Annotated in this window: 15 protein-coding genes; 10 read left to right on the forward strand and 5 right to left on the reverse strand. The window is 60.6% G+C overall.

Translation table 11 applies throughout. The features are described 5' to 3' along the window. Nucleotides 1-91 precede the first annotated feature (91 nt). Nucleotides 92-1,204 (forward strand): flavin-containing monooxygenase, encoded by a 1,113-nt coding sequence (locus V9T28_RS02555; protein WP_116400635.1) that lies wholly within the window; start codon nt 92-94, stop codon nt 1,202-1,204. A gap of 165 nt (nt 1,205-1,369) precedes the next feature. On the opposite strand, the gene V9T28_RS02560 is transcribed toward V9T28_RS02555, so the two are convergent. Then, nucleotides 1,370-2,026, reverse strand: a complete 657-nt coding sequence (locus V9T28_RS02560) for a DUF4268 domain-containing protein (RefSeq protein WP_199500102.1) — start codon at nt 2,024-2,026, stop codon at nt 1,370-1,372. Further along, complete coding sequence (locus tag V9T28_RS02565) at nt 2,023-2,403, reverse strand: hypothetical protein (protein WP_199500104.1); 381 nt, start codon at nt 2,401-2,403, stop codon at nt 2,023-2,025. Before V9T28_RS02565 ends, V9T28_RS02560 begins: the two co-directional genes overlap by 4 nt. Before the next feature lie 511 nt (nt 2,404-2,914). Here V9T28_RS02565 and V9T28_RS02570 point away from each other — a divergent pair. Further along, entirely contained in the window at nt 2,915-3,202 is a 288-nt protein-coding gene (locus V9T28_RS02570; protein WP_116400636.1) for a hypothetical protein, read from the forward strand. A 143-nt stretch (nt 3,203-3,345) separates the two neighbouring features. Then, a complete protein-coding gene (locus V9T28_RS02575; protein WP_116400637.1) occupies nt 3,346-4,365 on the forward strand; it encodes a ribonuclease T2 family protein in 1,020 nt (339 codons plus the stop codon). Nucleotides 4,366-4,413: 48 nt separating this feature from the next. Here the strand turns inward: V9T28_RS02575 and V9T28_RS02580 are convergent, their stop codons facing one another. Continuing rightward, nucleotides 4,414-5,409: a 2-hydroxyacid dehydrogenase gene (locus tag V9T28_RS02580; protein WP_116400638.1), complete on the reverse strand. Its 996-nt coding sequence runs from the start codon at nt 5,407-5,409 to the stop codon at nt 4,414-4,416. A 324-nt stretch (nt 5,410-5,733) separates the two neighbouring features. On the opposite strand from V9T28_RS02580, the gene V9T28_RS02585 reads away from it, so the two are divergent. Further along, complete coding sequence (locus V9T28_RS02585) at nt 5,734-6,231, forward strand: SH3 domain-containing protein (RefSeq protein ID WP_245424087.1); 498 nt, start codon at nt 5,734-5,736, stop codon at nt 6,229-6,231. A gap of 20 nt (nt 6,232-6,251) precedes the next feature. On the opposite strand, the gene irrA is transcribed toward V9T28_RS02585, so the two are convergent. Beyond that, on the reverse strand, nt 6,252-6,692 hold the full coding sequence (irrA, locus tag V9T28_RS02590) for an iron response transcriptional regulator IrrA (protein ID WP_281024255.1): 441 nt from the start codon (nt 6,690-6,692) through the stop codon (nt 6,252-6,254). Between the two features lie 127 nt (nt 6,693-6,819). Then, nucleotides 6,820-8,037, reverse strand: coding sequence for an MFS transporter (locus V9T28_RS02595; RefSeq protein ID WP_116400641.1), 1,218 nt, complete (start codon nt 8,035-8,037; stop codon nt 6,820-6,822). A 188-nt stretch (nt 8,038-8,225) separates the two neighbouring features. Between V9T28_RS02595 and V9T28_RS02600 the strand changes: the two genes are divergently transcribed. The 6 genes from V9T28_RS02600 to V9T28_RS02625 all read left to right on the forward strand — a co-directional run bounded on the left by V9T28_RS02600 (nt 8,226) and on the right by V9T28_RS02625 (nt 15,633). Beyond that, a complete protein-coding gene (locus V9T28_RS02600; RefSeq protein ID WP_116400642.1) occupies nt 8,226-9,437 on the forward strand; it encodes a mandelate racemase/muconate lactonizing enzyme family protein in 1,212 nt (403 codons plus the stop codon). A gap of 359 nt (nt 9,438-9,796) precedes the next feature. Further along, the gene (locus V9T28_RS02605) at nt 9,797-11,389 is read left to right on the forward strand and encodes an ABC transporter substrate-binding protein (RefSeq protein WP_158554792.1); all 1,593 of its coding nucleotides are present in this window, start codon (nt 9,797-9,799) and stop codon (nt 11,387-11,389) included. Between the two features lie 4 nt (nt 11,390-11,393). After that, a complete protein-coding gene (locus V9T28_RS02610; RefSeq protein ID WP_116400644.1) occupies nt 11,394-12,344 on the forward strand; it encodes an ABC transporter permease in 951 nt (316 codons plus the stop codon). Between the two features lie 23 nt (nt 12,345-12,367). Beyond that, complete coding sequence (locus tag V9T28_RS02615) at nt 12,368-13,201, forward strand: ABC transporter permease (protein ID WP_245424074.1); 834 nt, start codon at nt 12,368-12,370, stop codon at nt 13,199-13,201. Next, complete coding sequence (locus V9T28_RS02620; RefSeq protein WP_116400645.1) at nt 13,198-14,841, forward strand: ABC transporter ATP-binding protein; 1,644 nt, start codon at nt 13,198-13,200, stop codon at nt 14,839-14,841. Before V9T28_RS02615 ends, V9T28_RS02620 begins: the two co-directional genes overlap by 4 nt. Before the next feature lie 3 nt (nt 14,842-14,844). Further along, nucleotides 14,845-15,633: an enoyl-CoA hydratase gene (locus tag V9T28_RS02625; RefSeq protein ID WP_116400646.1), complete on the forward strand. Its 789-nt coding sequence runs from the start codon at nt 14,845-14,847 to the stop codon at nt 15,631-15,633. Nucleotides 15,634-15,723 lie beyond the last annotated feature (90 nt).

The raw sequence follows: 15,723 nt of genomic DNA on the forward strand, positions 1-15,723 counted from the left end.
GCAATATTTTTGAATACTCGGCTCGGGCAGGCCCGAGTTGAGCGCGAGTGCGGCGAAGCAATCAAGCAGTATCGAGGGCGAGGGACGGCCGATGCAGGAGGGCAGGGCGATTGTCATCGGGGCGGGGCCGGCGGGGCTCGCCTGCGCCGCTGCGCTGCAATCAGCCGGCTTCTCCGCGATCGTACTGGAGAAGGCCGACGTGGTCGCATCGTCTTGGCGCCGCCACTATGATCGCCTCCACCTTCATACGCACCGGCGGCATTCGGGCCTGCCCGGCCTGCCAATGCCCTCACATTATCCGGCCTATCCATCTCGCGACGAGGTCGTCGCCTATTTCGAAGCCTATGCAGCGCATCATCGGATCGCGCCGCGTTTCGGAACGAATGTGACACGCGTTCTGCGCGTCGCGAACTGGACCGTTGAGACGGATCAAGGCGCGTTCGCGGCAACCAACGTGGTCTTTGCGACAGGCTTCGCGAAGACGCCCGTCCATCCTGATATTCAGGGCGTCAAACATTTCGCTGGGCGCATGCTGCATTCACGGGATTATGCGAATGCAAATGGCTTTCGCGGGCAAAAAGTTCTTGTCGTCGGCTTCGGGAATTCCGGCGGTGAGATCGCGCTTGATCTGGCCGATGCCGGGGTCGACGTCGCGGTGTCGGTGCGCAGCCCGGTCAATGTCGTGCCGCGCGACCTTTTCGGCTTGCCGATACAAATCTGGGCAATCCTGCAACGACCGTTTCCACTTGCCCTTGTCGATGCGATCAATGCGCCGATCCAGCGCATGAAAAACGGCGATCTGACGAAATACGGCCTACGTCGATCGTCGAAGGGGCCAATGACGCAGATCGCCCAAGACCGTAAGATCCCGCTGATCGACGTAGGGACGATCAACCGGATCAAACAGGGCAGGATCGCCGTGAGGCTCGGCCTGTCACGGATTGACGGTGCGGAGGTCGTTTTCGAGGACGGCACGCACGAAACGTTCGATGCGATCATTTTTGCAACTGGCTACCGGGCCGATCTCAGCGCTCTGCTCCCCGATCATGGCGATGTGCTCGATGCCGCCGGCGCGCCACTCCTGTCGGGCAGGGCGACACAATACGAGGGCCTGTTCTTTTGCGGTTACGTGCCGGCATCAAGTGGCCAGCTGCGCGAGATCGGACGCGAGGCAGTGCAGATCGCACGGGCGATGTCCGCGTGAGGCTCGTGCTCCCGCTGTCAGGCGAAGGCCATAATGTCGGCCAACCGTCGTCACGATACGTCTAGTGAAGGACAGGCCTAAAATGGTCGTTGCAAAAAACAGGCGCAAAAATGTAATTTTAATCGGGAGATTTGCAACAAGAGCGCAAGTCCGCTATCAAGCAGCCTAAACAACCGGCCCTCGAGCTTCAGGCGCGTCTTCAGGTTGCCAGGCGTTCGCATCAAGTCCCTTAACCCGGTTCACGAACACACGGTACAACTCGTTCAGTCGCGCGGCCAGCCAATCGTGCTGGCGAGGCCAATCCGCTCGATCCTCCGGATTAGTCTCGTTGAGCGGCGTCGATATCCGCGTGTCCCTCCCCTCGGGCAGTTCGTCCCAATCAAGAGCATAGCCGAGTTCCGCCTCGATTTCCGATTTCTGTTTATGGAGCAGATGGAAAAATGCTTTGGCGTCAGCATTGGAGATATAAAGCTCCGCACGCACCTGTCGTTTCGCTCGCACCATCACAGCGCTGACCATAAATCGGCTGCGCCCGATTGGATAGGACATCCAGGATTGTGGTTGCGGCTTGCGTTCTCTCGCCAGTGGACCACCCTTCGCCATCAGGACGCTGCCCAATGCACTCCAGTAATCCAATTGTAGCGCCTTGGTGCTGGTAGGCTCAGCCTCGTCGATTGCTCGTGCGGCCTGCGTGACGAGTTTGTTCCAGTTGTTAGGCTTGGACACAATGTTGAAGCGGGGTGCGGCCGGCGATTGGCCTATTCTCCAAAGCTCTACCTCCACTCCAAAGAACCGGAAGGTTTCGTCGGTGATGCGGTTCAACCAATGAGTGTGGAGCGGTGTTCTTCGGTAAATCGGGCGGCAATCCAAACGATCGTTACGGCCTCTAGGCCAGAGGCATAAGTCAACAATTGCCCAAGATGAGAATGGTCAGTGCGCTCAAGCTGATTCTCAATTAGCACCCAAGCATTGGTGCCGATGTCCTTACATAGTATGTCGGCACGAAACGGCCCTACCGCTCTTTCTAGCGCTTCTAATTCGAGCTCAAGCCCGAGCGCTTCGCCAAGTGTGGAAAGGTTTTCTTCGCGCGCTAGCCACGGCGTGAAATGAGATGATTCACTCATCCAGATATCACGAAGCTCGATCCTTTCGAGCTTACCGAGATTATATGTGCTCATACTTCCCCCTTCATAATCCATATCCAATATCCATTGGAATGAGTCAGTGCAAACCAGGCGCGAAGCTGCCTAGCTGTCGCAGATCCCCTGACTTTCGGCGCAGGTGAACCGAGCGTTGAAATCGCCGAATCTTCATCGTCGCAAAAGTCAGGTGCAAAAGTGATATTTTGCGGGGATTTTTGCGATGGGATGGAGGCTCTCTTCTGACCGCCTGGTGCCGATAAGCCGATGGGTAGCAACCCGCCCCCAAGCGGAAATTCAAACTGATCCACTCCCGAAGTGGCAAAAAAAATTGACAAATTTGCAATAAGAACATATAGTGAACATTTGTTTTGGCAAGGAATTACAAATGCACCATCTGGAAAACCGACGCACGAAAGACAGTTGCCAGGCGGAGGGCGCGCATGCCGGGTGGGATACGTTCAAGGACGAGATGGATCGCGCGATGGAGCAGATGTGAGCAGCGCATCGGTCTTTTCCAAGGCCGGAAAAGCCAGCCGTCCACTTCAATTTCAAAGCCATCGAATATGGGTTGGCGTCGCAGATCAACGCGCGCGACGCGCTTTGCTGGTCGCTGAGCTTCGGCGGCCTCGACAGTGACAGCGCCGAGGTCGGGAGCATGACGAACAAGCTCGCGCTCGCGGCGCAAAACGCGGCCAAGCACCTGACGTATTCGCAGTCGGTTGTCGAAATTCGCGTGCTTATACGTGCATGGCGGCGCGACCTGCGGGGGCCGATTGGTAGGCATGTGAACGGTTTTTGGGAACGAACTGATAGCGAGAATATATCATATTATTCAATACCTTATGTGCATATTTGACGGACGTGCGGGGCAACTTGTGCGCCTGTCGGGCAGAAAACGATCGATCCGGAGTGCTTGCCAGTATTCGTCAAACCATGGATAGATCCGCTTTATTTGGCGGCGAACTCCGTGCCGGGCAATGAATTTTGAGGGGGGCGATAATGCGGCATTTGGTTTCTGTTCTGGCGCTTCTGTGTGTTGCGTCCCCGTTGGCCGCCCGCGCCGAAGAGCCGATGAGCGGCGCATTCACGGCGAACCGTTCCTGCCCGGCCTTTCAATCGATCCGCAATCAGACCAACCCCGGCAATGTCGCCGTCGCGTCCGGGCAGCACTATGTCCTGCATGCGGGCAATAAGCCCAACCCCACCTATTACCGCATCGATATCGATGGCGCACAGCCCGTGCAGCGCTGGGTGGCGGTGGATTGCGGTACGGTCAATGAGGCGAGCGACACATCGGCGCCGGGCGCCCCTGCCGCGCCCGCAACGCCTCCAGCCGCCCGCAATGCCGGCGCCAATGCCGCTTACGTCTTCGCAGTATCCTGGCAGGCCGCTTTCTGTGAAGGCCTGCCGGGCAAGGCCGAATGCCAGACGCAATCGCCTTCCCGCTATGACGCGACCCATTTCACCTTGCATGGCCTATGGCCGCAGCCGCGCGGCAACGCCTATTGCGGCGTGCCGCAGCAGGATGTCCAGGCTGACAAGAACCACCAATGGGATCAATTACGCGAACCGGACCTGTCGCCCGCCACACGCCAGGCGTTGCAGCAGGCGATGCCAGGCACCCAATCTTATCTGGAGCGGCACGAATGGGCAGAACACGGGTCGTGCTTCTTCGAAAAATCGGCGGATGCCTATTTCGCCCGGGAAGTGGCGCTCATCGGCCAGCTCAACACTTCGCCGGTGCAAAAGCTGTTCGCCGACAATATCGGTAAGCAGGTTCAGACGAGCGATATCCGCGCCGCCTTCGATCAGGCCTTCGGTCCGGGCGCGGGCGACCGGGTGCATGTGTCCTGCCGCCGGTTCGGCAATCGCCGCGTGATCACTGAGGTGGACATGAACCTGCAAGGTCTCGTCGGCGACAATCCATCGCTCTCAAGCCTTCTCGCCAATGCCGATCCGACCGATCCCGGCTGCCCGTGGGGGATTGTCGATCCGGTCGGCGGCAGTTCACGCTGGTGATAAGAGGGCTGACCGGACCGCGACCGGGAGGGTCACGGTCCTTTGGTCTTACAGCATGCTCGGCAGCACGCGGTCCGGCGGACGGTGGCCGTCCATGAAGGTCTTGATGTTCACGATGACCTTCTCGCCCATGTCGATACGGCCTTCGACCGTGGCCGAGCCCATATGCGGCAGCAAGGTCACGCGGCCGGCTTTCGCCAGTTTCAGCAGTTTCGGCGAGACAGCCGGCTCATGCTCGAAAACGTCGAGGCCGGCGCCGGCGATTTCGCCGGCTTCCAGCATGCGCGTCAGGGCGTTTTCGTCGATGATTTCGCCGCGCGCCGTATTCACGATGATCGCGGTGGGGCGCAGATATTTGAGCCGCCGGGCGGAGAGCAGGTGATAGGTTGCCGGCGTGTGCGGGCAATTGACCGAGACGATGTCCATGCGCGCCAGCATCTGATCGAGCGAATCCCAATAGGTCGCCTCGAGTTGCTCCTCGGTCGCGGGGTCGACGCGGCGGCGGTTGTGGTAATGGATCGATAGACCGAAAGCCTTGGCGCGGCGCGCGAGGGCCGTGCCGATGCGACCCATGCCGACGATGCCGAGCCGCTTGCCGGTGATGCGACGGCCGAGCATCCAGGTCGGCGACCAGCCGGCCCAATCGCCGTCCGTCACGACGCGCGCGCCCTCCGTGATGCGGCGGGCCACCGCCATGATCAGGGCCATGGTCATATCGGCGGTGTCTTCGGTCAGAACGCCAGGCGTGTTCGTCACAGTGATGCCGCGCCGCAGCGCAGACGTGACGTCCACATTGTCGACGCCGTTGCCGAAATTGGCGATCAGCTTCATCTGCTCGCCGGCCTGCGCGATGAGGCCCGAATCGATTCGGTCGGTGACGGTCGGTACCAGCACGTCGGCCACCCGCATCGCTTCGGCGAGATCGGATTGGGACATGGGCCGGTCGTCATCATTCAGCCGCGTATCAAACAATTCGCGCATGCGGGTCTCGATCAGATCCGGCAATTTACGCGTCACAACGACAAGAGGTCTCTTCTTGGTCATCGCGGTTCCACCCCTCACATCCCGTTCGAACTCATCATCCATTCTAACTAACTATTAATTGTGCCTGATGCGGCAAATGATACAAGTTCGAAAGTCTTTTCATCTAGCGTTAACTGTCCCTCGGGACATTGGGGCCAGAACAAGTCGACCTTGGCGCCGGCCAGTCTGGCCTCTGTAGCAGATGGTCCGGCAAAGGCAAAATACGGTCGATCGAGACAGGACGAGGCGGTAAATATGGATTCTTTGCGGGGGTGCGCGGCGGACAAAGCGCGTGGGATGGGACGTCGGCCGGTCCTGCGCCTGTTGGTCTCTGGCCTTGTTGCCATGTCGGTCCTGCCCTACGGAGCGATCGGGGCCCGTGCCGAACAGGTCGGCACCGTCACAGGCCTGCCGCTGCCGCGTTACGCCAGCCTGCGCTCCAGCCAGGTCAATCTGCGCGAGGGTCCGTCGAAAGATCATCGCGCGACCTGGATCTTCCAGCGGGCCGGTCTGCCGGTCGAAATCACCGCCGAATTCGAGACGTGGCGCAAGATCCGCGATTCGGAAGGCTCGGAGGGCTGGGTCCTCAATTCGCTTCTGTCCGGCCGCCGCACGGCGCTCGTCGCCCCGTGGAAAAAGGGCGAAAACATTCCCCTCTACAGCAAGGCGTCCGACAATGCCTCGCTGGCGGCGCAACTGCAAAGCGGCGTGATCGGCAATATCAAGAAATGCGACGGGACCTGGTGCCGCGTTTTCGGCCAGGGGGCCGGCGGCGAAAGCTACGATGGCTATATCCGGCAGCAGAATCTCTGGGGTGTCTACCCGAACGAAGTGGTCGACTAGATCGCTCGCCTTGAGCCGAATCAGCTCTTCTTGCGCAGCCTGACGATCACGTCGACGCGGGCGATTTCCATCCCCTCGGGGACATCCGGCAATTGCGCGACGGCGATGCCGGCGCCCGGAATGTCGACCAGCGCATTCGACTCTTCCATCAGGAAGTGATGGTGATCGGAGACATTGGTGTCGAAGTAGGTCTTCGACCCATCCACGGCGATTTCGCGCAGCAGCCCCGCTTCGGTGAATTGATGCAGGGTGTTGTAGACCGTTGCCAGCGAGATCGGTACACGGGCGCCGCTTGCTTCCTCGAACAGGCGCTCGGCGGTAATGTGCCGGTCGCCCTTCCCGAACAGCAGCCAGCCGAGCGCGACCCGCTGCCGAGTCGGGCGCAGGCCTGACTGGCGCAGCTTGGCGCGCAATTCATGCACCGGGCAACCGTGCATATTGTCATGCCCGGTGGGGCGCATTGCGGGTCTCGTCACGATTTCAGGTCTCGACATAGCCTTAGGGTTTTCTGATCGGCGCACTTCCATAGGATAAATAATAGGGAGTTGGGTGGCAATTCGCAACTTTTAGGCAAAAAGTCTTACAGATTCAGCCTCCTTGCCTCGGCCGAACGGCCAGGCGAAGGGCGCCGCAGGCGGTCAGGGCGGCGGTGATCAGCAGGCCGAGGCGATATGAGTCGCTCAGGCCCAAGAGGCCGGCGAACAGAACGGGGCCGATGACGAAGCCGATGTAATAGACAAGCGTGACGCCGGATGTCGCCTCGCTCACTTCGCCGGGCAGGGCCGCTCGCGCCGCCTCGGCCAGGCAGATGCCGGCCCAGGAGGCGCAGGCGAGCCCGCTGATGCTCGCGAGCAGGATGAAGGCTGCCGGCGGCCAGGCGGCGGACGAGAAGGCGAAAGCCGCCACCGCCAGCGCCGAGGTCAGGCTGGAGGCACGCAAAATCGCCATGCTGGCGTTGAACCGGTCGGCGAGCCATCCGAGCAGAACGCGGCCCACGACGCCGCTGACCTGCAGGACGGCGAAGATCGTGCCCGCGACCTGTAGATCGAAATGCAGCGAGGCGACCAGATAGGTGATCAGATAGGCGTATATGACGCCCTGTCCGACCGAATTGCAGAAGGCGACGAAGCTCATCTGCACAAGGCGCGGGCTGCGCGCGACGCAGCGGAAGGGCGCTGAGAGGTTGCCGGCCGACAAGAAGATATTGAACCCGAGCGGCTGGCGCGGGTCACGGTCCCGGTCGAGCTTGTCGCGCACCGGCTGGACGAGCAGGGCGCTCGCCAAGGTCACCAGCATCAAAATCGCGATCGTCCCCGGCAATCCCGTGTGCGCGACGAAAAAGGGCAGGGCGACGCCGGCGACGATCCCGGCGAGCGGCACCGCCGCCTGCTTGATCGAGAAGATCAGGGTGCGGCGATGGGCGGGCGAATAGCGCAAGAGGAGGTCGCTGCCCGCCGGCGCCGACGTACCGTAGCCGCAGCCGCACAACAGGTTCATCAGGGCGATCGGCAGCCAGAACGGAAAGACCAGCAGACCGAGGCCGGCGACGCCGAGCAGCAACCCGATCTGCAGGGTGCGGATATTGCCGGAATGGCGGATGAGCGGCGTTCCGGCGACCAGGAAGATCATGGCGCCGATCGTGTTCATCGCGTCGAACAGGCCAACCAGCGACGGGTCGAGCCCGGCCTGCGGCAGCAAAGTCGGGGCGATCGTGGGGATTACGCGGCTGAGCAGCGACAGGATGGTCTGGATGAACATCGTCACTGCCAGCGGCGTGCGCCAATCCATGGCTCGGGTGGCACTCATGCGGCAGACAATGCAGACAAACGGTTTGACCGCGCACGGCGCGCGGCGATAGCTTTGCAGATGATCACGGGAGACTCGAAAGGGCGACGCTGGAGGCGCATGACAAACGCTTGCGGCACTGGGGTCAAGTTTCGTTTTTTCTGCGCAGCATTGCGCGGCGGTCGGGGCAGGGCGAGGGCGGACGGCAAATGAAGATTCAGGATCTCAAAACATTCGTCGTCGGCAATCCGCCGCCGCGGGCCGGCGGGCGGTATTTCATCTTCGTCAAACTGATCACCGACAATGGCATCGAGGGCGTCGGCGAAGTCTATGCCGCAAGCTTCGGTCCGCAGGCGATGGTCGCCATGATCAAGGATGTTTTCGAGCATCATGTGCTTGGCGCCGATCCGTTCCAGATCGAGCTTTTGTGGCGCAACGTCTATGGGCGTGGCTATTCGATGCGGCCCGACATTTCGCTGATGGGCGTTCTCTCCGGCATCGAACTCGCCTTGTGGGACATTGTCGGCAAGGCGGTCGGCAAGCCGGTCTATGCGCTGCTCGGCGGCAAGGTGCATGAGCGTTTGCGCTCCTATACCTATCTTTATCCGCGTTCCGACGAGGGCGACGCCTATGCCGATCCGGCCGTTTATCGCGATCCGGATGCGGCGGCCGAACGCGCGCTGGAATATGTCGCCATGGGCTTCACGGCCCTCAAGTTCGATCCGGCCGGACCTTATTCGACGCTCGATCCGCGCCAGCCTTCGCTCGCCCGGCTCGACCTGAGCGAAGCCTTTTGCAAGGCGATCCGCGCTGCGGTCGGCGATAAATGCGACCTTTTGTTCGGGACGCACGGCCAGTTCACGACATCGGGTGCGATCCGTCTCGCGCGGCGGATCGAGCCTTACGATCCCTTGTGGTTCGAAGAGCCGGTGCCGCCGGAAATGCCCGAGCAGATGGCGCGCGTCGCGGCGCAGACGACAATCCCGATCGCAACTGGCGAACGCCTGACCACCAAATACGAGTTCGCCCGGGTGCTCGAGCTCAAAGCCGCATCGATCCTGCAAATGGCGATCGGCCGCGTCGGCGGGCTGTTGGAGGCCAAAAAGATCGCGTCCATGGCGGAGGCGCATTACGCGCAAGTTGCGCCACACCTCTATTGCGGCCCGGTCGAAGGCGCGGCCAATATTCAGCTCGGGGCCTGCAGCCCGAATTTTCTGATCTTGGAGAGCATCGAGACCTGGAGCGGATTTCACGCGAAAATTCTCAAAAAGCCGATTCTCTGGCAGGACGGCTATGTCATCCCTTCGAACGAGCCGGGGCTCGGCGTGGAACTGGACGAAGACGTGGCGGCGAGCCACCCTTATGAGGGCAAGGAACTCCACCTCATGCCGCATTTCGGGCCGGTCGGCGCGCGCGACTAGCGCCGCTGAAATTTGCGCTATTTTATCCAAATAAGGCATGGGTTGGGGCGATTTTCCGCCTCTTTCGAGGATGCGACGCAAATTTTCGTTCCTCGCCAATTTATTTTGCCTCAGCGCAACCAATCCGCGATTTTTTAGATGCTCATATCGCGAAATTGTGCATCGTATTATGAAAATCTTACGTCACTCTGATGGACCGTCGCGCTTTGGGGAGAGGGCGCCACGATCCGGGCGAGGATATCGCCTTAAAACGGCCGCTTTACGGAAAGTGCGAATTTTCCGCTTTGCGGGTTCGATATGTGTCGTATGCTGAACTGATCCCAGGTTTTTAGGGAATGCGCGTACGTTGGAGGGGAAGTATGAGCGAGCTCGAATATCTGAAAAATCAACACAAATTGGGGCGTCTTTCGCGGCGCGAATTTATGGGCCGTTCGGCCGCCTTGGGCGCGTCGGCAGCGACCATTGCGACCATGGTTGCCGAGGTCGACGCCCATGCGGAAGAGACACCGAAAAGCGGCGGCACGCTGAAGCTCGGCCTCGGTGGCGGCAGTACGACCGACAGCGTGGACGTAACGAGCTACAATGACTCGGTCATGATCGATACATCGCCGGCGATTTTCAATTCGATCGTCGAGTGGGGTCACGACGGGAAGACGAAGCCCGAACTCGCCGAAAGCTGGGAAGCCAAGCCCGGCGCGCAAGAGTGGATTTTCAACCTGCGCAAGGACGTGAAGTTCCACAACGGCAAGGCGATGACGGCGGACGACGTCATCTATTCACTCAACCTCCATCGTGGCGAATCCAAATCCGGCGGCGCGGCAGCCATCAAGAATGTGAAGGACATCAAGAAGCTCACCGACAATCAGATTTCGATTCTGCTCGAAAGCGCCGACGCGGACTTCACCTACAACCTGACCGACTATCACATGAAAGTCGTGCCGAACGGCTTCACGGATTGGGCCAATCCGATCGGCACCGGCGCTTATACGATCGAGAAGTTCGAACCCGGCGTCCGTGTGCTCTTGAAAAAGGCCAATGGCGACTATTGGAAGAAAGATCGCGGACATGCCGATTCGATCGAGATCACGGTGATCAATGACGGCGCCGCCCGTCTGAACGCGGTGATTTCGGGTCAGGTCGACGCCATCAACCGGGTCGATCCGAAGGCTGTCGGGCTGCTGCAAAAGAGCAGCAAGCTCGATCTCGTGCGCGCGCCGGGTGGCTGGCACACCGTGATGGCGATGACGGTCGATCAGGCACCCTATACCAATGCCGATCTTCGCCTCGCCATGAAATATGCGATGGATCGCGAGCAGATCATGAAGGCGTTGTTCCAGGGCTACGGCCAGATCGGCAACGATCACCCGATCCCGAAGACCGACCCGTATTTCAACACCGAACTCGCGGTCCGCAAGCACGATCCGGACAAGGCCACTTTCTACTTCAAGAAAGCCGGCCTCACCGATCCGAAGATCGTGCTGCAGGTTTCGGACGCCGCCTTCAACGGTGCCGTCGACATGGCGACGCTGCTGCAGTCGAGCTGCCAGAAGAGCGGCATTCCGATGGACGTGAAGAAGGAGTCGGCTGACGGCTTCTGGAGCAATGTGTGGTTGAAAGGCGCATTCGTCGCAAGTTATTGGGGCGGCCGCGCGGCAGCAACGCAGATGCTCGACACGGCCTATCAGGCCAAGGCGGCCTGGAACGAAACCCATTGGAACAACGAGAAGTTCGAAAAGCTTCTCCGCGACGCCAAGGCCGAAACCGACGAAGCCAAGCGCAAGAGCTACATCTGGGAGATGCAGGCGATGCTCTCCGACGAAGGCGGTGCCCTCATCCCCGTATTCAAGGACTGGCTGCAAGCCGGGTCGAAGAAGATTGGCGGTCTCGCACCGACCAGCGGCTTCGATATGAACAACGGCTATGTCTGCGAGCAGGCTTGGGTGAAGGCGTAAGATCATGGGAAAACTGATCGCGCAACGCCTTGGGTTGGCGGTGGTAACCCTTGCGGCTTTTTCCGTGCTGATTTTCGCCGGCACGGAAATTCTGCCCGGCGACTTGGCGTCGGCGATCTTGGCAAACAACGCAACGCCCGAGAATCTCGCGGCGTTGCGTCATCAGCTCCATCTGGACCTGCCGGCCTACGTGCGGTTCTGGAATTGGGCCAGCGGTGTCGCCTTTCACGCCGATTTCGGGACGTCGCTTGCCAGCGGCCAGCCGGTGCTGGACGAAATCATTCCGCGCCTGAAGAACACGATGTTTCTGGCGCTCGCGGCAGCCATCGTGTCGGTGCCGCTGTCGGTCGTTCTCGGCCTGACGGCGGCCATCAAGCAAGGCAGCGTTTATGACCGCCTCGTCAACGTCGTCACCCTGATGACGATTTCGGTGCCCGAATATTTCATGGGCTATATTCTCATCACGATCTTCGCGATGCAGCTTGGCTGGTTCTCGCCGATTTCGAACGTGACGCCGGAAATGCCGTTCTTCGAGCGCATTCTCTACACGATCCTGCCGATGTCGACGCTCGTGCTCGTCGTCGTTGCGCATATGATGCGCATGACACGCGCTTCGGTGCTCGCCATCATGGCCAGTCCCTATATCGAAATGGCGATCCTGAAGGGCATTCCGAAGTGGCGAATCGTCGTGCAGCACGCGCTGCCGAACGCGCTTGCGCCGATCATCAGCGTCATTGCGATCAATCTCGCCTATCTCATCACCGGCGTGGTGCTCGCGGAAGTTGTGTTCGTCTACCCCGGCCTCGGCCAATTCATGGTCGACTCGGTGTCGAAGCGCGACATGCCGATGGTGCAAGGGTGCGGCCTGATCTTTGCGGCAGCTTATATTATGCTGAATATGATCGCCGACGTTCTCGCCATCATGACCAATCCGAGATTGCGTCATCCACGCTAAAAGGTTGTTGGGGGAGAAAAAGCGTGAAGCTCTTCGGTTACAGACTGACCTTAACGGCGCAAATCGGCCTCGTCATCATCGCACTCAACGTCATTATGGCGGTGTTCGCGCCCTTGATCGCGCCCTATAGCCCGCTCGATCCCGACGATGCGGCGGGCGCCTATGCCGACCCGAGCTGGGCCCATTGGCTCGGCACCGATCAGATCGGCCGTGATCTCTTAAGTCGCATCATCTACGGCGCACGCCTCTCGATCGGCATTTCGATCGCCGCGACCCTCCTGTCGTTTTTCATCGGGATCACCGCGGGCTTCACAGCCGCGGTCTCGAACCGCTGGGTCGACATGGCCATGTCGCGTTTCGTCGATCTTCTGCTCTCGATCCCGACTCTGATCGCCGCCTTCATCGTGATTTCGGCGCTCGGCACCGGCATGCCGGTGCTGATCCTTACCATCGCCATTCTCGATTCGACGAAAGTGTTCCGGTTGGCCCGCGCGGTCGCCATGAACATCACGGTGATGGAATTCGTGGAATCGGCGCGTCTGCGCGGCGAGGGCCTCTGGTGGATCATCCGGCGCGAAATCCTGCCCAATGCGGTGCCGCCGTTGGTCGCGGAATTCGGCTTGCGGTTTTGTTTCACCTTCTTGACGGTCGCCGCCTTGAGCTTCCTCGGCCTTGGCATTCAGCCGCCGCAGGCCGACTGGGGCGGTCTCGTGAAGGATCTTAAAGATGTGATCACGCTTGGCGGCACGGCGCCGCTCTATCCGGCCGCGGCCATCGCAATTCTGTCGATCGGCGTCAATTTCGTTGTCGACTGGATGCTGGCGATCCACTCGAAGGGTCATGGAGAGGGCGCATGAGCGACAATCGTTTCGGCAGCGAATTGCTCAATTTCGACAAGCTCCGAATCCAGGTCTTCAACGACGGTGCACCCGGTCCGGTTTTGGTGGATGACGTCAGCCTGACGCTCAAACGGGGTGAGGTGCTCGGCCTCATCGGCGAGTCGGGCGCGGGCAAGTCGACGATCGGCCTGTCCTCGCTCGGCTATACGCGCGGTGGGACGATCACGGGCGGTGTGCTCAACTTCGACGGCAAGGACATCCGCAAGATGTCGCTCGAAGAGAGGCGCGACATGCGCGGCCATGGCGTCGCCTATATTGCGCAAAGCGCCGCGGCCTCGTTCAATCCGGCCATGACACTCTACGATCAGGTCTGCGAAGTGCCTGTGCTAGAGGGTCTGATGAGCATGGATCAGGCGAGGCAGGAGGCGATTGCGCTGTTCCGCGCGCTCGAATTGCCGAACCCGGATAAGATCGGCGATCGCTATCCGCACCAAGTCTCGGGCGGCCAGTTGCAGCGCGCCATGGCGGCCATGGCGATGATTTCGAAGCCGAAGCTCATCGTGTTCGACGAGCCGACCACGGCGCTCGACGTGACGACCCAGGTTGAAGTTCTTGCGTCCTTCAAGAAGCTGATCCACGAGCATGGCACGGCGGCGCTGTATATCACCCACGATCTGGCGGTGGTCGCGCAGATCGCCGATCGCATCATGGTGTTGCGGCACGGCAAGATGGTGGAATGCGGCGACGCGCGGCAGATCCTGCAAAATCCGCAGCAGGAGTACACCCAGCGTCTCGTCTCCGAGCGCGTGCACAGCAATGAGTTTGTCACCAAGATCAGCGATGAGGGAGAGCCGATTCTAGTCGTCGACAATGTGACGGCAAGCTATTCCGGCTTCGTGAAAGTGGTGCAGAATGTCAGCCTCAGCGCGCGGCGCGGCGACACCGTCGCCATCGTCGGCGAGTCGGGTTCGGGCAAATCCACCATGGCACGTGTCATCGTCGGCTTGCTGCCGCGCGAATCCGGCGATATCCGTTTCGCCGGCAAGTCGATCCCGCGCCGCCTTGCCGACCGCAACAAGGACCTGCTGCGCCGCGTGCAGATGATCTATCAAATGGCGGATGTGGCGCTCAATCCGCGTCAGACTCTGCTCGAGATCATCGGCCGACCGGTCAAGTTCTATTTCAATCGGTCGGATGCGGACGTGCGCAAGCGGGTGCTCGAATTGCTGCGGCAGATCGATCTGCCGGAACATTTCATCGATCGCTATCCGCCGCAGCTCTCCGGTGGCCAGAAGCAGCGCGTGTCGATCGCCCGCGCCCTTGCCGCCGAACCGGATCTGATCATCTGTGACGAGGTGACCTCGGCGCTCGACCAGTTGGTTGGCGAAGAAATCCTGAAGCTCCTCAAATCGCTGCAGGAGAAGCTTGGCCTCGCCTATCTGTTCATCACGCACGATCTCGGCACGGTGAGGCGCATTGCCAATAAGGTGGCGGTGATGCGCAAGGGCGAACTGGTCGCTTATGGCGACACCGAAAAAGTCTTCGCGCCGCCCTACCATCCCTATACCGAACTGCTGCTGTCGTCCGTGCCGGAAATGCGGCCCGAATGGCTTGACGAGGTTCTGGAACGGCGGAAGCATATCGCGCCGGTGGCCTGATCCGTGCCGCACGGACAGATCCGGTCGAACCACGTCAATGGCCTCGCCTGGGCCACCCTGTTCCAGCCTGCGAAACTCAATGCTTTGAGCCTCGCGATGTGGCAGCAAGTGCCGGACGCGATCGCGCGGGCGGAAGCGGACCCGCTTGTGCGCGCCATCGTTATGACCGGCGAGGGCGAAAAGGCCTTCAGCGCCGGCGCGGATATCGGCCAGTTCGCCGATCAACGCTCCGGCGAGGCCGCTGTGCTCGTCTATGAGGAAGCCGTTTCCGCCGCCTTTCACGCCGTGCTCCATGCGGGCAAACCGACGATCGCGCTGATCCGCGGTGTGTGCTTCGGCGGCGGCTTTGCCTTGAGCCTCTGCTGCGATTTGCGCTATGCGCGGGAGGATGCGCGCTTTCGCATCCCGGCGGCGCGGCTCGGCCTCGGTTACGCGTCGGCCAATGTGGACGTGATGGTGCGCAAGCTTGGACTTGGGGCCGCGAGCGAATTGCTGCTGACCGCGCGTGCCATCGACAGCGCCGAAGCCTTGCGGCTCGGCGCGGTGCAACGCCTGTGGCCGGCCGGCTCTTTCGACGCGGAAGCCGCCAAAGCGCTGCAGGCGATCGCACAAAACGCGCCGCTGACGCTGCGGGCCATGAAAGCCGCCCTCAACGAATGCGTGACGCTGGAGGCGAACCGCAATTTTGCCAATGCCGATCGCTTGGTCGAAGCGTGTTTTCGCAGTGCGGATTATCGCGAAGGCCAGGCGGCGTTCAAGGAGAAGCGCGAGCCGGATTTCAAGGGCGAATAGGGGCGATTGAACGAAGCCAGTGGCTAGCTGTACACTTATGTGACATTGGGAATTCTACGCCGATTGGCGCCAAAGCCCGTGGGTTTATTC

Source organism: Methylovirgula sp. 4M-Z18, assembly GCF_037890675.1.
Classification (GTDB): Bacteria; Pseudomonadota; Alphaproteobacteria; order Rhizobiales; family Beijerinckiaceae; genus 4M-Z18.

What these genes read in the sequence shown, in the direction of transcription:
- V9T28_RS02610 (WP_116400644.1), top strand. Translation starts at nt 11,394, where the DNA reads ATGGGAAAACTGATCGCGCAACGCCTTGGGTTGGCGGTGGTAACCCTT.
- V9T28_RS02575 (WP_116400637.1), top strand. Translation starts at nt 3,346, where the DNA reads ATGCGGCATTTGGTTTCTGTTCTGGCGCTTCTGTGTGTTGCGTCCCCG.
- V9T28_RS02600 (WP_116400642.1), top strand. Translation starts at nt 8,226, where the DNA reads ATGAAGATTCAGGATCTCAAAACATTCGTCGTCGGCAATCCGCCGCCG.
- V9T28_RS02565 (WP_199500104.1), bottom strand. Translation starts at nt 2,403, where the DNA reads ATGGATTATGAAGGGGGAAGTATGAGCACATATAATCTCGGTAAGCTC.
- V9T28_RS02580 (WP_116400638.1), bottom strand. Translation starts at nt 5,409, where the DNA reads ATGACCAAGAAGAGACCTCTTGTCGTTGTGACGCGTAAATTGCCGGAT.
- irrA (WP_281024255.1), bottom strand. Translation starts at nt 6,692, where the DNA reads ATGCGCCCCACCGGGCATGACAATATGCACGGTTGCCCGGTGCATGAA.
- V9T28_RS02555 (WP_116400635.1), top strand. Translation starts at nt 92, where the DNA reads ATGCAGGAGGGCAGGGCGATTGTCATCGGGGCGGGGCCGGCGGGGCTC.
- V9T28_RS02605 (WP_158554792.1), top strand. Translation starts at nt 9,797, where the DNA reads ATGAGCGAGCTCGAATATCTGAAAAATCAACACAAATTGGGGCGTCTT.
- V9T28_RS02595 (WP_116400641.1), bottom strand. Translation starts at nt 8,037, where the DNA reads ATGAGTGCCACCCGAGCCATGGATTGGCGCACGCCGCTGGCAGTGACG.
- V9T28_RS02585 (WP_245424087.1), top strand. Translation starts at nt 5,734, where the DNA reads ATGTCGGTCCTGCCCTACGGAGCGATCGGGGCCCGTGCCGAACAGGTC.
- V9T28_RS02620 (WP_116400645.1), top strand. Translation starts at nt 13,198, where the DNA reads ATGAGCGACAATCGTTTCGGCAGCGAATTGCTCAATTTCGACAAGCTC.